Origin of the sequence: Virgibacillus pantothenticus (assembly GCF_018075365.1) — a bacterium.
GTDB classification, from domain to species: domain Bacteria; phylum Bacillota; class Bacilli; order Bacillales; family Amphibacillaceae; genus Virgibacillus; species Virgibacillus pantothenticus.
In genome coordinates, this window is sequence record NZ_CP073011.1 from 773,776 (window position 1) to 791,797 (window position 18,022).

Annotated in this window: 15 protein-coding genes; 12 read left to right on the forward strand and 3 right to left on the reverse strand. The window is 35.0% G+C overall.

The genetic code is table 11. The features are described 5' to 3' along the window. Window positions 1-9 precede the first annotated feature (9 nt). On the reverse strand, window positions 10-213 hold the full coding sequence (locus KBP50_RS03830; protein WP_050350075.1) for a PH domain-containing protein: 204 nt from the start codon (window positions 211-213) through the stop codon (window positions 10-12). A gap of 351 nt (window positions 214-564) precedes the next feature. Next, window positions 565-1,329, reverse strand: a complete 765-nt coding sequence (locus KBP50_RS03835) for an AraC family transcriptional regulator (protein WP_050350077.1) — start codon at window positions 1,327-1,329, stop codon at window positions 565-567. A 172-nt stretch (window positions 1,330-1,501) separates the two neighbouring features. On the opposite strand from KBP50_RS03835, the gene KBP50_RS03840 reads away from it, so the two are divergent. The 6 genes from KBP50_RS03840 (at window position 1,502) to KBP50_RS03865 (ending at window position 8,719) form a co-directional block, all read left to right on the forward strand. Further along, window positions 1,502-2,530, forward strand: a complete 1,029-nt coding sequence (locus tag KBP50_RS03840; protein ID WP_050350078.1) for a Gfo/Idh/MocA family protein — start codon at window positions 1,502-1,504, stop codon at window positions 2,528-2,530. A gap of 30 nt (window positions 2,531-2,560) precedes the next feature. Then, complete coding sequence (locus tag KBP50_RS03845; protein ID WP_050350079.1) at window positions 2,561-3,280, forward strand: ThuA domain-containing protein; 720 nt, start codon at window positions 2,561-2,563, stop codon at window positions 3,278-3,280. Between the two features lie 50 nt (window positions 3,281-3,330). After that, the gene (locus KBP50_RS03850; protein WP_050350080.1) at window positions 3,331-4,365 is read left to right on the forward strand and encodes a Gfo/Idh/MocA family protein; all 1,035 of its coding nucleotides are present in this window, start codon (window positions 3,331-3,333) and stop codon (window positions 4,363-4,365) included. Between the two features lie 300 nt (window positions 4,366-4,665). Beyond that, on the forward strand, window positions 4,666-5,634 hold the full coding sequence (locus KBP50_RS03855; protein WP_050350081.1) for a sugar phosphate isomerase/epimerase family protein: 969 nt from the start codon (window positions 4,666-4,668) through the stop codon (window positions 5,632-5,634). A gap of 403 nt (window positions 5,635-6,037) precedes the next feature. Further along, entirely contained in the window at window positions 6,038-7,252 is a 1,215-nt protein-coding gene (locus KBP50_RS03860) for a Rho termination factor N-terminal domain-containing protein (protein ID WP_050350082.1), read from the forward strand. A 273-nt stretch (window positions 7,253-7,525) separates the two neighbouring features. Continuing rightward, complete coding sequence (locus KBP50_RS03865; RefSeq protein WP_050350083.1) at window positions 7,526-8,719, forward strand: DUF4317 domain-containing protein; 1,194 nt, start codon at window positions 7,526-7,528, stop codon at window positions 8,717-8,719. A 1,451-nt stretch (window positions 8,720-10,170) separates the two neighbouring features. Here KBP50_RS03865 and KBP50_RS03870 read toward each other — a convergent pair. After that, the gene (locus KBP50_RS03870) at window positions 10,171-10,884 is read right to left on the reverse strand and encodes a GntR family transcriptional regulator (RefSeq protein ID WP_076362092.1); all 714 of its coding nucleotides are present in this window, start codon (window positions 10,882-10,884) and stop codon (window positions 10,171-10,173) included. Between the two features lie 206 nt (window positions 10,885-11,090). Between KBP50_RS03870 and KBP50_RS03875 the strand changes: the two genes are divergently transcribed. The 6 genes from KBP50_RS03875 (at window position 11,091) to KBP50_RS03900 (ending at window position 17,705) form a co-directional block, all read left to right on the forward strand. After that, window positions 11,091-12,827 (forward strand): class I mannose-6-phosphate isomerase, encoded by a 1,737-nt coding sequence (locus tag KBP50_RS03875; protein WP_201778438.1) that lies wholly within the window; start codon window positions 11,091-11,093, stop codon window positions 12,825-12,827. Window positions 12,828-14,066: 1,239 nt separating this feature from the next. Continuing rightward, window positions 14,067-14,462, forward strand: coding sequence for a PTS sugar transporter subunit IIA (locus KBP50_RS03880; RefSeq protein WP_050350086.1), 396 nt, complete (start codon window positions 14,067-14,069; stop codon window positions 14,460-14,462). Between the two features lie 16 nt (window positions 14,463-14,478). Beyond that, window positions 14,479-14,964 (forward strand): PTS sugar transporter subunit IIB, encoded by a 486-nt coding sequence (locus KBP50_RS03885; RefSeq protein ID WP_050350087.1) that lies wholly within the window; start codon window positions 14,479-14,481, stop codon window positions 14,962-14,964. A gap of 24 nt (window positions 14,965-14,988) precedes the next feature. Next, window positions 14,989-15,777 carry a PTS mannose/fructose/sorbose/N-acetylgalactosamine transporter subunit IIC gene (locus KBP50_RS03890; protein ID WP_050350088.1) on the forward strand — a complete coding sequence of 263 codons (789 nt, stop codon included), beginning with the start codon at window positions 14,989-14,991 and terminating at the stop codon, window positions 15,775-15,777. Between the two features lies 1 nt (window position 15,778). Continuing rightward, window positions 15,779-16,585 carry a PTS system mannose/fructose/sorbose family transporter subunit IID gene (locus KBP50_RS03895; protein WP_050350089.1) on the forward strand — a complete coding sequence of 269 codons (807 nt, stop codon included), beginning with the start codon at window positions 15,779-15,781 and terminating at the stop codon, window positions 16,583-16,585. A 466-nt stretch (window positions 16,586-17,051) separates the two neighbouring features. After that, window positions 17,052-17,705, forward strand: a complete 654-nt coding sequence (locus tag KBP50_RS03900; protein ID WP_050350435.1) for an SDR family oxidoreductase — start codon at window positions 17,052-17,054, stop codon at window positions 17,703-17,705. The last annotated feature ends 317 nt before the right edge of the window (window positions 17,706-18,022 follow it).

Here is an 18,022-nt window from a genome sequence, read left to right on the forward strand (position 1 = left end):
ATAAGTGCTTTAGCCTTCTTTTTTGCATGCAATCTCTGAGTGAATTTCTTTTAACTGCTTTATAAATGCACTTTTCTCTTTAGGTGAAATTTGTACTGTTTTATATTGATCGTAACTAATTTCAATTCTACGGATAGAAAGTGACGGAGCTACAAAAGGGTTCGTAGTTTTTCTAATGGATCTAATATCTTTTATATTTATTGTTTGCTTCATCCATTCACATATCGTATAATTAATAGTTTGTGTTTTATGATATATCGCGTGTGAAACCAAATTGCTCCAACAAAACAAACAAAGATAATTGCTAAAATCATCCCAATTATACTTCCTTCGACGGTTGCTGTGTATAACATTCGAAAAAACAAAACAATGAACATCCAAATCGGAATTGCCATCCATCCATTTTCGATTTGAAAACCACTAGATCTCCCCCTTTTTTTTGCCTAAATCAAATTATTTGTAGCTGAGCTAATTTCATAATTGCTCTTTTTAAAATATATGCCTACATTTATTTGCTTTAGTAGCTAACGTTTTATGTATTTCTTATGAAGGTAGCAGAAGTATTCAACTTGTCTTTCGATAAACCCCAGGAGATACGCCGTACACTTTTTTAAAAACGCGGTGGAAATATGGATATGCTCCAAATCCACAGTTTTCAGCGATATGTTCCAATGTCATGTTCGTGTACTTCATTTGATCAATAGCAGCAGCTAGACGTATTTCTTGTGCATATTCGATCATCGTTTTATTAGTGTATTGCTTAAATAAATGCACAGAGCGAGAGACGCTTAATTCGGCATGGTTAGCGACATCATCAACAGTAAAACCAGTTGTAGCATTTTCTTCAATATAGCGCATCATTTTTGTTACGACAAAGGGTCTTGAATGGGCTGCCTGATCCTTTATTGCTCGTTCAATTAAAAGACAAAGGCTGCGTAATAAATAATCCATTAGTTCATCATTTTTATCAGAAATAGGTCTTCGTTTTTCTGCAACTAAATACCTCCACAAAGAAACAATCTTATCCGTTAATTCAATTTTTATGTTAGATGGTTTGTTAAAGCGATTCCACCACGCATCTACCCATTCTCCAGAAAAAAGAATGTGATAATCGCCACTTGCTTGCCCGCCTTCAATCGATAATTGATAGTATTCGCCAGGAGCAACGAGGATAAGGTCTCCTTTCTCTAAATGGATTTTTTTGTTTTCTACCACTGCTTGGCTAACACCTTCTGTCTGAAGTCGAAATAAATACGACTCGTGTCCGTTTTCATGTGTCGAAAAGTAGCCATTTGTATGGTAAGCGTAACCACAATATCTAATTTCCATCATATATCACTCATTTCGCAGCAAAATAGTCCATGTTTCTATTATATCGTTTATACCCAATTTAGGACAGGTAAGATAAGATTAATATAGATATAATATTTATCCATATCTACTACATTATTAATTAAAAAGCAAATTAGTTATTTTATTGGTCTATGAAGGAGAGGTTCAATTGAGACAATTACGTGTAGGCATCATTGGGTGCGGAAATATTTTTCCCATGCATGCACAATCCGTTTTGGATAGAGACGATGCAGAAATAGTTGCTGTTTGTGATAGTAAAGAAGACAGAGCAAATGCGAAGGCTGAGAAACACCATTGTACGGCATATACAGATTACCAAGAAATGTTTCAAGCAGAAGACTTGGATGTCGTTCATATTTGCTTACCGCATCATTTGCATGCACCTGTGGCAATCGAGGCTGCCAAGCGGAAGATTCATATTCTTACCGAAAAGCCGATGTCGATTAGCTATGCAGATGCTGTTGCTATGGTTGAAGCCGCTAAAGAAAATGATGTAACCCTCGGTGTTATTTTTCAAAATCGTTATAATCCAGGCTCGCGCTTAATCAAAGAAATGCTAACGAACGGCGAATTAGGAGCAATTAAATCTGGAAAGCTGTCTGTAACTTGGGATCGTTCTGATGCTTACTATCAAAATAGTGATTGGAAAGGAACTTGGGAAATGGAAGGCGGAGGTGTCATCATTGACCAAGCTATCCATACGATGGACCTCATGCATTGGTTTATAGATAGTGAGATTAAATACGTGGATGCAACGATTAGTAACCGAGCACATGAGATGATTGAAGTAGAAGATGCGGCCGAAGGAGTGATTGCCTATCGAAATGGAGTTGTGACTGCTTTCCAAGCTATAAACTATTATTCATACGATGCTCCGGTTGAAATTGAGCTTCACTGTGAACATGGAATTGCGAAAATGATCGCCGATAAAGCGCATATTAAGCTTTATGATGGTAGAGAATTTATTGCGGATAACAATCCCCAAGAGACATTTCACTATGATTCTGGGGCAAAGGGTTATTGGGGTGTTAGCCATGTAAAGCAAATAAATAATTTCTATAATTCTGTTCGTGATCATACAGCCCCTGATATCACTGGTGAAGAAGCATTAAAAACGCAAAAAATGATTGCAGCGGTTTATGAATCCGGAAGAAAAAAAGCACGCGTGACCTTTTAAAGCAATTTTATAAACCAAGGAGGAAATGATATGCAAGTTGTTGTTTGGAATGAAAATCGTCATGAAAAAACAAACCCAGTCGTAGCGGATATTTATCCTGAAGGTATCCACGGAGCGATCGCTAATTTCTTAAAAGAAGATGAAATCGAAGTAACAACAGCGACCTTAGATGAAGCAGAGCATGGACTGACAGAAGAAGTTTTAAAGCAAACAGATGTCCTTGTCTGGTGGGGGCACCAGGCGCATGATGAAGTGGAAGATAGGATTGTTGAAAGAGTCCATCAACGAGTTCTAGAAGGTATGGGATTAGTTGTTTTGCATTCGGCTCATTTTTCTAAGATTTTTAAGAAGTTAATGGGAACAACTTGTGATTTGAAATGGCGTGAAGCAGATGACAAAGAGCGCTTATGGGTAGTAGATCCAAGTCATCCAATTACAGAAGGATTAGGGGAATACATTGAATTAGAGAAGGAAGAAATGTACGGGGAGCATTTTGATATTCCTGCACCCGATCAATTAATTTTTCTAAGCTGGTTTGAAGGTGGCGAAGTTTTTCGAAGTGGTGCAACGTATCAACGTGGTAAAGGTAAAATCTTTTATTTCCGACCTGGTCACGAAACATATCCTACTTACTATAACAAAGAGATTCAGACGGTAATTAAAAATGGTGTGAAATGGGTCAGCCCTGCTAGTACACCAACACCTACGTATGGAAATGTGAAAGCGCTAGAACAAATCACAGAAAAATAATCGTTGGATTAACAAAATAAGTTAAGATGTGGAAAGAAGGAGTGGAACTGATGGAAAAGTTACGTGTAGCCGTTATTGGATGTGGTAGCATTGCTAAGCACAGACATTTAGTAGAATATAAACAGCACAACCAAGCTGATATTGTCGCAGTTTGTGACATTGTCGAAGCAAGAGCAAAAGAAATGACAGCAAAATATGGTGCTACAGCATACACCAATTACCATACTTTATTAAATAGTGAGCAAGTGGATGCTGTTAGTGTTTGCCTGCCAAACTATTTGCATGCGCCAGTTAGTATTGACGCACTAAATGCTGGTTGCCATGTTCTTTGTGAGAAACCAATGGCAACGTCACAACAAGAAGCAGAAGATATGATTCGTGCTGCTAAAGCGAATCATAAAAAATTAATGATCGCCCATAATCAACGTTTTGTTGCTTCGCATATAAAAGCAAAAGAACTTATTGCAAAAGGAGAACTAGGTAAAATTTATAGTTTTCGTACGACGTTTGGGCATGGCGGGCCTGAAGCATGGAGCGCTGATGGCGCAGAAAGCTGGTTCTTTAAAAAAGAGCAAGCTTTTATCGGGGCAATGGGAGATTTAGGTGTTCATAAAGCGGACTTACTTCGCTATCTATTAGGCGAAGAGTTTACAGAAGTGTCAGCGATTGTTGAGACAAATGCGAAAGCAAACGCAACTGTAGATGATAATGCTGTCTGTATTTTGAAATCAGCAAGTGGTGTCATTGGTACATTAACTGCAAGCTGGGCGTATAACACAACAGAAGATAATTCCACCATCATCTATGGGGAAAAAGCCGTATTACGTATAGAAGACGACCCAAATTATGGTTTGATTGTCCAATATTCTAACGGGGATACGATTAACTATCAGCTTGGCAAGATTCAATCAAATGAAGCTGGTGGACAGACAACGACACATGTTATTGATCATTTCATCGCTTCGATCGTAGAGGATAAAGAGCCACTCATTAATGGAGAAGAAGGTATGAAATCACTAAATATTATTCTCGCTGCCCTTGAATCAAGCAAAACAAAGCAATTAATTCAGATTGCAACGAAGTAGTTTTATCTCGCATATAAGGTGCTGTAAGACTCCCACTTTAGGAGTTGGATATCTGTACTGCAACAAGCATAAGTGAGAGACAACATCACCTAAATGACCTATTTCGTAAGCGCCCTTTAGGTCATACCATTATGGTACTAGCAAGCCGTGAGGATGAATGAAGAGTGGGGATTTTTTATGATGATATGCCTCCTTAAGGTGTACTAACAAGCCGTGGGGAAGAATGAAAAGCCCCACGGGGATGGAAGATTTCACTTGATTGTACTGTGAGATATTATAAATAGAACGGAGGAGAATTTCATGAAACTAGGTGTATTTACTGTACTATTATCGGATAAATCTTTTGAAGAGATGTTACGTTACGTGCAAAAAGCTGGGTTAAAAGCTGTTGAAATCGGGACAGGTGGTTATCCTGGCAATGCGCATTGTGATTTAGATAAGCTATTGGAAAGTGAAACAAAGCGCAAGGAATATTTGGAAAAAGTACATGAGCACGGTCTTACGATTAGTGCTTTTAGTTGTCATGGTAATCCGCTATCTCCAGATAAGACCTTTGCCCAAGAGTCCCATGACACTTTTGTTAAAACGGTTAAATTAGCGAGTTTAATGGGTGTACCGGTTGTCAATACATTTTCCGGCACACCAGGTGATTCAGATGGAGCAAAATACCCAAATTGGCCAGTTACACCTTGGCCAAATGAATATAGTGATGTCCTTAAATGGCAATGGGAGGAAAAGTTGATCCCTTATTGGAAAGCACAAGGTGAGTTTGCTAAACAACATGATGTGAAAATTGGTTTAGAGCTTCATGCAGGTTTTTTAGTGCATACACCATATACGATGTTAAAGTTGCGCGAAGCAACGAATGATGCTATTGGTGCTAATTTAGATCCAAGTCATTTGTGGTGGCAAGGTATGGACCCAGTAGTTGCAATAAAAATTCTTGGTAAAGCGAATGCGATTCACCATTTCCATGCCAAAGATACGTACATTGATCAAGAAAATGTGAATATGTATGGTTTAACGGATATGCAGCCGTATTCAAATGTGAAAACAAGAGCATGGACGTTCCGTTCCGTTGGATATGGACACAGCGTTCAGGAATGGTCCAATATTATCAGTGCGCTTAGAACATACGACTACGATTATGTTGTTAGTATTGAGCATGAGGATCCTATTATGTCCATGGAAGAAGGTTTGCAAAAAGCGATTCGAAATTTAAATAGCGTGATGATTGAAGAAGCACCAGTGGATATATGGTGGATATAAATAGTTTACGTGAGCGAAACTGTGTAAGGGAGAGCATTTGGGTGCTCTTGTTACGCAGTTTCTTTTTTATGGAGTAGAATAGTGGCAATCCATCTAATCTACTGCAAAAGATTAGCTATATTGGCTATTGAGGTCTGAAGTAGTTTACAATTTATCCCGTATATAAGGTTTGTAAGATTCCCACTTCAAGAGTTAGATAATCTATACAGCAACAAGTCTAAGGTAGATAACAGCACCTAAATGACCTATTTCGTAAGCGGTCTTTAGGTCATACCATTACGGTACTAACAATCAGTGGGGGATGAAGGAAAACCCCACTGTTGAAGATTCACTTTATCTCTTAGTTATTTTTATTGGATACTAGTACTTCATCATTTATAATGAAAAAGAAGAGGTGTATGTAATGAATAAAGAAGATATAAATATAGAACATGTATTTGAGGAATTTGAAAGAATAGAAATAGAAAGATTAAAAAAGCAATCTAAAAAACAATGGCAGGAAATTCTTTTTCCATTGACATTGCATGATGCGCTGAACAGATATACAAAGGCTGAATTAGATACTATTAGAAAAAAGCTAGATATAAAAAATGCAAGCAGTTTGAAGAAAGCTGAGCTCATTCAAGTTTTAGAACAAAATATTCCAGAACATCTAAAGAGGTTAATATTTTTATGGGATATGGACCGTTTCAAAGTACTGTTGAATATCGCGGAAAATGGTGGGAAAATAATTGCACCAGATTTAGATCATGATCAAATGGAATATCTGCGTCGTACAGGTTTGGTATACACGGGAACTTTGGAAGGAAATAGAGTTTTAACTGTGCCCGAAGAAATGCTTGCTCCTATTACAGCTTTGAAACATGATATCAACGTAAGAGCGACCATAAAGCGAAATACAAAATGGATTAAGCTTACACGTGGTTTATTATATTATTATGGTGTATTAAACGTACATCAGATGATTCATATGGTAGAAAAATATATGAAGGAAGACATTGATTTTAAATCCTTTGTAGATGTTATTGCAGACTCTATGCATTTTTGTCCTGAAATTGTTATTGATATGGAAGGTTTCTCACATATTGACGTCTTGGAACCGAAAAAAGTAAAGCAAGAACAGAAAATGAGAGAAAGTGTACCTTTCTATCCGTTTACAGAACAACAACTTCTTGAAGCTGGTGAACCAGGATTTGTGGATAGAAATGCTAGTTATCAGCAGCTCGTTCATTTTCTGACACGAAATTATGAAATGGATAAAGCAGATGCGGATGCTATTGTGGAAGAGTGCGCACATGCAATTAAATCGGGCGAGGGTTCAGGCGAAGTTTTAAAATACTTATCTCATGTTTTAGAGTTTGATAGTGAACAAGCGGTGAAAGCGTTAATGGATAAAATTATTCATCTGATGAATAACACGAGGGAATGGTTCCTTAAAGGACATGCCCCCTATGAATTATTGGAAATAGAAAAAAGTTCATTGCTAACTTCTAAGCCCAATTCAAGTGCTGGCCAAAAGTCTAATTCCAGTTCTAGTCAAAAGGTTGTGAAGATCGGTAGAAACCAGCCGTGCCCTTGTGGAAGCGGGAAAAAGTATAAAAAATGCTGCGGCAGATAAAGTGTAAGAGTATAATTTCGAATATAAGCTACCATAAACATCTGCTAAATAAAACTTTACGTAATAGTTAGCTGGACTATTCATAATAAAAAACAAAAACTCTCACAAATGTTGTGCTAATACATGTTTGTGAGAGCTTTTTACTTGTAAAGAAGGAACAAGTTAGACCGAAATTTTTCCGTATATGCAGACATACGAAATAGCATCTATGATAAGATGGAAAGTGCATATCTTAATATATATGCTGATTACCAACATAGGAGTGAAACGAGATTGAATAAGAAAGACATCGCAAATATTCGCAAGCAGTTCAAATTGAATAATGATCTATTAAAGATCAATGAAATTTTTAATGTATATATCATGAAAGAATCGAGTGAGGTTTATCATCATCAAAGTACGCCATTTGAATTACTAGAAGATGAACAGAAAGAACTCTTCATGGCCAATTTTAAAAAAGTATTAACTGGGCAACTTGACCAAAAATTATTTGAATTAAAGTTTCACCGAGAGGCAGAGGATAATAGTCAGCTCATTTTGCACCAAGGTCTATTAAGCAGTGATATGGAAGAATGGAAGGAACATATGCTTCGACTGGTAGAAAAAATGCTAAACGATAAGCAATATGAAATGGACATTGTTGTAACGTTTATTCGCGGCGAATATATGAAACCGATGAAACGACAGAGTGAAGAAGCAGAAGAAAGTGAACGAGATACGGTATACTCGAACTCATTTATTTTATGCAGTATGAACAAAACGCAAGATCCGAAGAAAGAATTGCTATTTGACTATGTGGAAAAAGAGTTTAAATATAATATCGTCGTCGACCCGATTATTAACTTGAAAGCGCCGATATCGGGATTTTTATTCCCTTGCTTTACGGATAATGCTGCTGATGTGAATCATGTTCTTTATTCAGCAGGAAAAGCGAATGAATTAAATTATCACTTCATTGAAGAAGTACTCAATGCTGAGGAGATAATGACTGCAGAAGAAGATAAAATTGTTTTTGAGGAAATCGTGAAAAAAGTCGCAGGCGAACGCATTAATACATCAACGCTTTCCAATGTATACGATGAGATCTATCATGTTATCGAAGAAAGTGAAGAGGAGGAAGAAGTACCGAAGCTAGACTATAAAGATGTAGAAAGAGTTCTAAAGAGCAGTGGTGTAAAAGATGTCGATACAGAAAAGGTAGAAGAGGCATTTAAGACGGTGATTGATGATGAAAAATATGAGTTAAAAGCAAATAACATCGTGCCAAAACCTACTTCCAAATCGATTAAAATAAAGACAAAAATAGCGGATATTTCAATCAGCCCACAGGATCTAAGATTTGTTCGGCAGATCCACTTCGGGGGGAAACTGAGCCTTATGATTGAAGTTGAAGAAAATACGATGATTGAAGGATTTGAATTGATTCCAGAAGTGTTATTTGAAAAAGTGGAGAATGAAGAGGATTAATTAGAATGACAATTAACTTGAAAATGGGCGAAAGATGATATAGTAGCTTTTTTTACATGATTAAAAGAGCTTTAGTTATTAGATAGAGTATGGGAGGATCATTTATGTAACATAAAATTGTTGGAAGAGGGAATGAATGTCTGAGCGCTTGAATAATAAAATAGTAGTTGTATCAGGTGGAGCAAGTGGATTGGTAAACAGCTATGAAGCTTTGCTAAGAAAAGTGCTAAAGGTTGTTATATCTGATTGAACAGATAAAGAGAAAGAATTATCAGATTCACTTAATGGAAAAGATTATAAAACAACCTTTATTAAAATAGATGTGTCTAATAATGAGGATGTCCAAAAACTAGTATAAGGAGCAAGCTATTGGTTGATCGAGGCTATACAGCTGTATAATTTTTGTACGGAAGGCTTGATATCTGGTCATAATTAGATCGGACAAAGAACAAATAAAAACATAAGTATAAAGAGAAAAAGCATTAATAATGTGAAAAAATATGGACCACTGATATTCAAATATAAAAAAAACTGGCTGGCAATGCTTTTTAGAGGCATTGCCTGTTTTGTTGTAGTTAGGTAAAATATAAAAATTAAATTCTAGCATCATATCAAATCAACATTTTCTTAGGTTAAATCAAAGAGAGCACTTTTTGGGAACATAAATTAGTAGCAACAAATTGTCACTACATCCATTTAGCCACAATGGAATTGAAGCAGCAGATTTTTATTTCTTTGTTGAATAATTTAGGGCAACGGGGAGTCATAAAAAAATTTCGGTGACATGAAACCTTTACACATATGTGCTAACCATAATAAGCATTACTAAAAGTGTATTTTGCAAGTGAAAAGTTTAGAGCTTTGCCAGTCTTTTTGTTATGAAATAAATGGAAGTGCATATTTTTACGGTAGTTATCCCCAGTAAAACCTAAGATATGGGCGTGATGAATCACACTCCCCACTAAAACAGGTTTTAGGCATGTGTCTACAATATTCTATTCCATTGACTAAACTCTAAATTAGATATAATCACAAGACTACGCTGTTTATATCAATCAGAAATCAGTTGAAATAATGATTCAACTTCATCTTTGCTAAAAAGGGGTGGCACTCATTTTAGCATGCGGAATTTGTTTTGCAATAGTTGGAATCGTCTTTTTTTCCACGAATTCTCAAGTTTCTACTAAATCCAGCTATTCGATAAAAACGAACTTCATATTCGTTTCTACAAACTTTTTGGTTTAACACTGTAAAAAATGCGACTTCCCGGTACCAGGGATATGTTTTTATTTTTCATTTTGGACACAACGCTTCTATATTTTATTCTAGTCAAATTTTCCAAAATCCAACTATGTTGTGTCCATTAATTTATACTAACATCAAGCTAAAAAAATTTATTCGTGTATATGATTTAACCTCTTCCGTAGTCTATCTTATAACATTATAGACATTTAATTGAAGTCTAAATAATATTTATATGAATTTCCGATATAATAGTTTATTGTGTATTCATAAAAATTTTTAGATTTACACGAAGTGAAGCGTGTTCGTTTTAAAACAGGCTCATTTTTGTTGATATTTAATGCTTTACGTACTTCGTAATTTGGTAATATAGCTTCTACAACTTCTTTATTATCCTTCACTTGGATTCCATGTTCATTAAGATATGTGTAAAAAGAACCGTAATAATCATTAGGATCTAATGAAAAATTTTCATCCGATTTAATATACGTCACTGAATAAACAAAGGCTTGTTTAGAATCACCCCTGATTCTTTTTAGTATCATAACTTTATCGCCGATATTCATGTTTAAGTACATTGCAAGTCTTTTATCAGCTTCTGTTATCTCTAATTTCACATCCATTGTCCGTGCTTTTTCGCCTAATTCTCTCATTTCTTCTGTAAAACTTTTTACAACAGTAAAATTATCTGAAGGCTCAACAAAAGAGGTTACAAAGGTCCCTTTAGCTCTTTGGCGACGAAGTAAGTCTTCTTTAACTAATTCATCAATTGCTTTTCTTATTGTAATTCTACTGACATCATAAATGTTACACAATTCCACCTCAGTCGGGATTTTATCCCCTTCTTTCCACTTCCCCATTTTGATATTATCTCGTAAGCGATCTGCTATCTGAACATATAATGGGATTGCATTATTGGTCAAAAATATCTCCTCCTACCTATGAAAAATATTGTTATAACATTATAACATATTGGTAAGGTATTTTCATTTAAAATATACTGAGACCTACTATAAATATAAAAAATTATAATGTCTATTGAAACATCTATTTAAGTTTGTTATTATTTACTTGAATGTTATAAGGTTATAACAATAATACATTTAAACTTAAAAGGGAAGGAGCAATAATTATGGCTTATGATTTATACCCTAAAATTGATATTAAAGGAGGGATTGATCTATACATTGGTTATGATGAAATACTGCAGAGCATAGATAATGAAATAAAAAGAAGAAAAGCCAATGTTATAACGATAGAATGTTATCCGGGGACATTTGAAAAAGAAATAATGGATAATTTAATAACCCGACTAAAACCTGACTTAATCATTCATTCCGATGAATTTTTTTTAACTAGTGAGGAAATTACAGCTAAAATTCAATATCATTTAACAGATGATAGAGTGTTTGGGGTTATGAGTAATCATAGTTTCTACGATTTTATAGACAGAGAAAAATTCGATAAAATTGTCGAGAAAATCAACAAGAACAAAGATAAAAGAATTATTATTTATGGAGTAGGTGCATCATTAGTAACCCCTTCAGATTTATTGCTTTATACTAATTTAGCAAGATGGGAAATTCAATTAAGATTTAGAGAAAAGCTAATTTGTAATTGGAAAGCAGATAATTGGGAGGAAGAAACTCTTCGTAAGGTAAAACGTGCGTACTATTTTGAATGGAGAATTGCTGATAAGCTAAAGAATAGTCTGTTCGATAAAATTGACTTTATGTTAGATGTTAACAAAGAGCATCAGCCGAAAATGATTTCAGGACATCATTATCAGATTGCCTTATCTCAAGTAGTTAAAAGGCCATTTCGCTTAGTCCCTTATTTTGATTCAGGGGTTTGGGGCGGTAATTGGATGCAAGAAAAATTTAATGTAGCTAAAGATAAGATAAATCTAGCTTGGTGTTTTGATTGTGTTCCTGAAGAGAACAGCATATATCTTGGAATAAATGGAACAAAGTTCGAAATACCTGCTAGTGATGTTGTTTACCAGCACCCTGTCTCTTTATTAGGGGAAAAAGTATACGGAAGGTATGGAACAAGTTTTCCAATTCGATTTGATTATTTGGACACGATGGACGGAGACAATTTAAGTTTGCAAGTACATCCAAAAGTCGAATATGCTCAAGAAACATTTGGATTGCATTATACTCAAGATGAAAGCTACTACATTATGGAGGCAGAGGAAGATGCTGTTGTTTATTTGGGGGTAAAAAAGGGGATAAGAAAACAGGATTTAGTAGATGCCTTAAAAAAGGCTCAGGAGGAAGGAAAAAGGTTTCCAGATGAAGACTTTATTTATCGTAAAAAGGTAAAGAAACATGATCATTATTCTATACCAGCAGGAACGATTCATTGTAGTGGTAAAAATAGTGTCGTATTAGAAATTAGCTCTACCCCTAATCGTTTTACCTTTAAGTTATGGGATTGGGAGAGAGTGGATCTTGATGGGAAGCCAAGGCCAATTCATTTAAATCACGGTGAGAAAAATATTGATATCTCAAGAGATGAGGACTGGATAGAAAGGGAAGCAAGTAACCAAATAGTTAAAATTGCAGAAGGGGATGGCTGGATAGAAGAGAAAACAGGGCTTCATATAAGAGAGCCCATTGAAACAAGACGTCATTGGTTTTCAACAGAAGTTATACATGAAACTCATGGAAGTGTTAATGTCTTAACTCTTATTGAAGGTGAGGAAATTATTGTTACAAGTATTGACGGATCATTTGAACCATTTGTTATTCATTACGGTGAGACATTTATTGTTCCTGAAAGTATAAAACGATATAAAATTTCCCCTCATGGACCAAGTACAGGGAGAACAGTAGGAACAATAAAGGCTTTTATTAGATAAATTTAAAATAAGTGGTATGTCCATTTCTCAAAAAATTGTAGAAAATTCGCATCTTTTTTTTGCAGCTACTTATAGTTAATTGTTGTATGCTCGGAGTACGTTAATTAAAAAGCCTTAAAGTTTTAATTAGTTAACGAAAAAACTAGAGATAAATTGAAATCAATTACGGTATGACAAATGATAAAACATAAAACTAACATAGTTTATCAATCTTCTTCTTGCAAATATAATTTTGTAGTGCTGTATTTGAGGTAATTTTGTGGAAGGAAGCAAAAGATAATATATTGCGCTTCAGAAGCTAAATGGAATTTTGGCCCTTTAGAACAAGTTATGGGGAAAACTATATACGAACGATTGTCTCACTTTTATTAAGAGTAGAAAGTTAAAAGAATTAACGTAAAAACTAAACCATGCCCTTTAAGGTAGACAGATTAAACAACTAAACTGTTTGTCTTAAGGGGATTTTCTTTTCCGATTTGGCGTATTTAGCTTTATTTGTCTTCTACAGTCATATTCTTCTTTAAACCTTTGAACATCTCCGTATATTTATGTAATCATGACATATTCGGAACAAAGGCAGCTTGATTTTTTATCCCGCATCTGGACCGTTAGACTTTTACTTCAAAAGATATTGAGAATATGAGGCAAATCCATGGGAAAGATAACGGCATTGAAATGCCTAATCGGGGGACATCCCATGGAAACTTCGGTAGCAATACATCGTGATTTTTAGAATGGTAAGGAAGACTTCTTGTTTAGCTATCACACTGAGTAAAAGTTTTCAAGGTGCCCGAAATTTTAGTCTTTATCAGTAGAGGATAAAACAACATACACATGAAGTTTCACTTTTATTATTATTGCTGCTCGTAATTAAAATATATGTCCTCTTTTAAAAGTTAAAAGGTAAAAAGTTTTAGCAAAGTATTTGATTAGTTTCCTGAGGGTCAGGTTTAAGTTGTATGATCAAAGAATCCATCAAGATATAAGGTGCAACATACATTTGTAACAATTCTGTCATAAAAAATTAATAGTAAGCGTTTAAAAACAATGTTATCATAACATTATAAGGTTATAACAATATGATGAAAAGGGTGGTGTTTAAACACAGTAATTGACTTCATTCTTAAACACTAGAATCTTATTTTGTTACTCAGTATACAAGAGGTTTTGTAAAAAATATTAAAAGCTTTATAAGTAATAATAAAGCCCATTGTTATTAAAGCTAAAGGAGCTGATTAAGTGATAGGAATATTAGTAACGTCTCATGGACCATTTTGTGAGGCTTTAATCAAAACAGGAGAAATGATTACAGGAAAACATGATAATGTTAGCTATATCTTACTAAATGATAAAGGTGTTAATTATTACGCTAAGAAACTGGAAGAAAAGCTAAATTTAATGTTTGAAGAATATGATGGGGTTGTCATTTTATGTGATATAAAAGGTGGAACACCTTGTAATGAGAGTTTAAAATATGCGCTAACATATAAAAAGAATCTTGCCATTTTAGCGGGAGTAAATCTACCAACATATTTGGAAATAGTCAATAGCATAAGTTTTATTGAAAGCATCCCTGAATTAATGAATTTTGTAAAACAAACTTGTTTAAATACTGTTGAAATTATTGAGTTATAGATTGGAGTAGATGAAAATGACGATTACATTAGTTAGAGTTGACGATCGAGTTATACATGGACAAATAGTAGCAAGATGGTCCAGATTTAAGCCTTGTAATGGGATTCTGGTAATTGATGACAACATTGCTCAAAATCCAATACAAAAAAAAATATTCACCAATGCAGCTCCAACTGGAGTTAAGGTTGGCGTGTTTACAGTAAATGAGAGCATTGAGAAAATCAAAAAAGCTATAGATTCAAAAAAGAGTTATTTTTTAATTGTAAAAACTCCTATTACACTACAAAAGATTCTTGAAAAAGGCGGCGATTTTGGGACTGATATTAATGTTGGTCCAATTAGTGCAAAAGTTAATGGGAAAACCATAGCTAAAAATGTAACCATTTCAGAAGTAGAAAAATCTGCTTTTGATTTTCTAGAGATTAATGGAAAGAACATCCAATTTCAGTTAATCCCAGATGAGAAAGCCGCGAAATGGTCAAGAGTAAAACAGAATTTTTAATTTTGAATGGGAGGAAAGGTAAATATGGATCTTGTATTGTTAATCCAGGCATTATTGATAGGTATCTTTTGTTATTTAGGGTCTATTTCGTCCCCTTGGCTAATGGGTGTTACTGGTGGATACTATGTATTAGGAAGGCCGCTAGTTGCAGGTTTAATTATCGGTCTGATTCTAGGAGATGTTCATACTGGGGTTATTTTAGGGGTAGCTGTTCAGGCAGCGTTTATAGCAACTATTACTACAGGAGGTACACAAAATTCAGAAATAACATATGCAGCATATGGAGGGATAGCCCTTGGTATTTTGTCAAATGCAGATACTGGCGTCGCTGTTACTTTGTCAGTTGGAATTGGAACACTCGGGCTAATCCTGCACAATTTATTAATGATTTTAAATTCGGTGTGGAATAAAAGAACAGAAAAAGCTGCATCTGAAGGAAATGAAAAAAGGATTATATATAACAATGCAGTATATCCACAAATTGTGAATTTTATCTTCAGGGTTGTACCTGTAACACTTGCTGTATACTTTGGACAAGGATTTATAACAAAAGTCTTAGATATTATCCCTAAAGATGTTACTCAAATTATGACTGTTTTAGGCGGATTACTTCCAGCTTTAGGGATAGCTTTATTGATGAATTTACTTATAAAAGAAAGTACACAATTCATTTTCTTTCTTACGGGATTTGTAATTATAGTCTTCTTTACTGATAGTATGATTGCACTGACTGTGTTCGGTATATTAATAGCTTATCTAACCTTTATTAGCTTAGGTAAATCGCAAATTGAAGATGATGATGGGGTGATATAGAATGCCAGAATTAGAAAAAAAAGATTTAAAAAAAGGCTGGAGAAATTGGGCAATGTTCCATTTATCTTCTATGAGCTTTGAAAAATTGGAGGCAAATGGTTTTGCACATTCCATGGTTCCAATTTTAAAGAAATTATATAAAGATAATCCGGAAGCTTATAAAAAAGCTCTTGAACGTCATACCGTTTTTTACAATACGGAGCCACAAGTGGGGAGTTTAGTAAATGGTGTTGTAGCTTCGATGGAAGAAGAAAGGGCTAACGGTAAAGAGATTAATGATGAAATGATTCATAGTGTCAAAACTGGATTAATGGGTCCAATTGCTGGAATGGGTGATTCCATTATACAAGGTATTATCATCCCGATATTACTTTCAATCGGAATGGGTATTTCCAGTAATGGAAACCCGGTCGGAGTTTTAGTTTATGTAATAGGGTATTTATCCATCATATTAACACTGTCATATTTATTATATATGCGTGGTTATAAAATGGGGATTCAAGCTGTTGATGAATTGTTAGGAACCAACTCTGAAAGGTTAAGAAGTGCTTTTACCGTTTTAGGTATCATGGTTGTAGGTGGCTTAGCTGCGTCCTTTGTAAAATTAAACACCGTTTTAAAGATTCCTAATGGTGAAGAAGCAATAGAATTCCAAAAAACCCTAGATGGCTTTTTTCCTAAACTTTTACCTCTAATTGCAGTTTTGGTCTGCTGGTATTTAATTTCTAAGAAAAAATGGAGTGCAACCAAAGTTTTGATTTTCTTAATAGTAATATCAATTGTCGGCGTACTATTGAATATATTTTAGTTAATAGTTCTTGGGACGGAGCAGCAACAATGCATCCGTCTGTCTTTATTTTGAATAAGGCGTCTGATTCGATGGCAACGTCTTCCGGATATGCTATCTTTCCATTTTTTCTTATCTGATTATCTTCTATGTTTCGCAATAAATTCCAGACTGTTTTCTTAAACAAGCTGGTATAAAGTAAATAAAAGGAGTGAAAATTTTGAAACAATTTGGTGTAAAAATAGAAGGTGTTATATACTCTCTTAAAGGAAATCTGGGACACAAAAATTTTTCAGACGAATTTTAAAAATTTGTAGAAAGTAAGGATGGCAATTTGGGTGGAAGGTTCCAAATTGATGAGACACTTAATTTTGCTAGAAAAATTTCTTCTGATTTGAATAACGTGAAGTAGTCAGATTAGTAGACATATGCATACAATCTATTTACGATGGAAGTAACTAAGAAATAAAAAAGTGAAAGGGTGGAAATATTGAAAATTCTTGTTGTAGGAGCAAATGGACAAATTGGAAAATATCTCGTTAAGCTGATTCAAGATAGTGGCAACCATATGGCAAGAGCGATGATTCGTAAACCAGAGCAAGCAGCTTATTTTAAAAAGTTAGGTGCGGAGAATGCAGTGGTCGATTTAGAAGGAGAAATTGCAGATATTGCCAAAGCAGCAGAAGGAGTTGACGCCATTGTATTTACTGCAGGGTCTGGCTCACATACGGGAAAAGATAAGACGCTTATGGTTGATTTAGATGGTGCTGTTAAAACAATAGAAGCAGCTAAAATGGCAGGTGTAGACCGTTTTGTAATGGTTAGTTCATTTGATACAAGACGTGAAGCAATACAGGCAGCATCTTCCTCATTTGCCCCATATGTGATAGCAAAGCACTATGCTGATGAGTGGTTGAGACGAACAAATTTAAACTATACCATTGTTCATCCCGGAGTATTAACGAACGAAGCGGGAACAGGACGTATAGAAGCTGCATCTGAAGTCGAACGAGGAGAGATTCCACGAGAGGATGTCGCTGGAGTCATTTTTGGCTGTTTAGAGGATAGTTCGACAATTGGTAAAGAGTTTCAAATCGTATCAGGTACAACACCGATTGAAGAGGCTTTGAAAAAGTTATGAGGTCGAAAACTAGTAGTATGTGCTCCAAAAGGGGGAAAAGGTTCGCGGTCAGCTAATTTCGCAACATCCTTGTTGCAGGCGCCGAACTAGCACAGCCTATGCATCGAAGTTCGAGGCGGCGAAAATTCGAGCAGCTAGAGTGTATGAGTGTAAATACATGAGCACTGCTTCCTTGGGATCCATATTGCTGCGGGAAAATTGTTTTTTTCCAAGGAACGGATAAACAAGCCAATAAAGAAAACGAGGCTAGCGTACAATATCCTCGTTGCACGTATACTTAGAACTTGAAAATGTTTACTACGTTAAAATGAGAATAG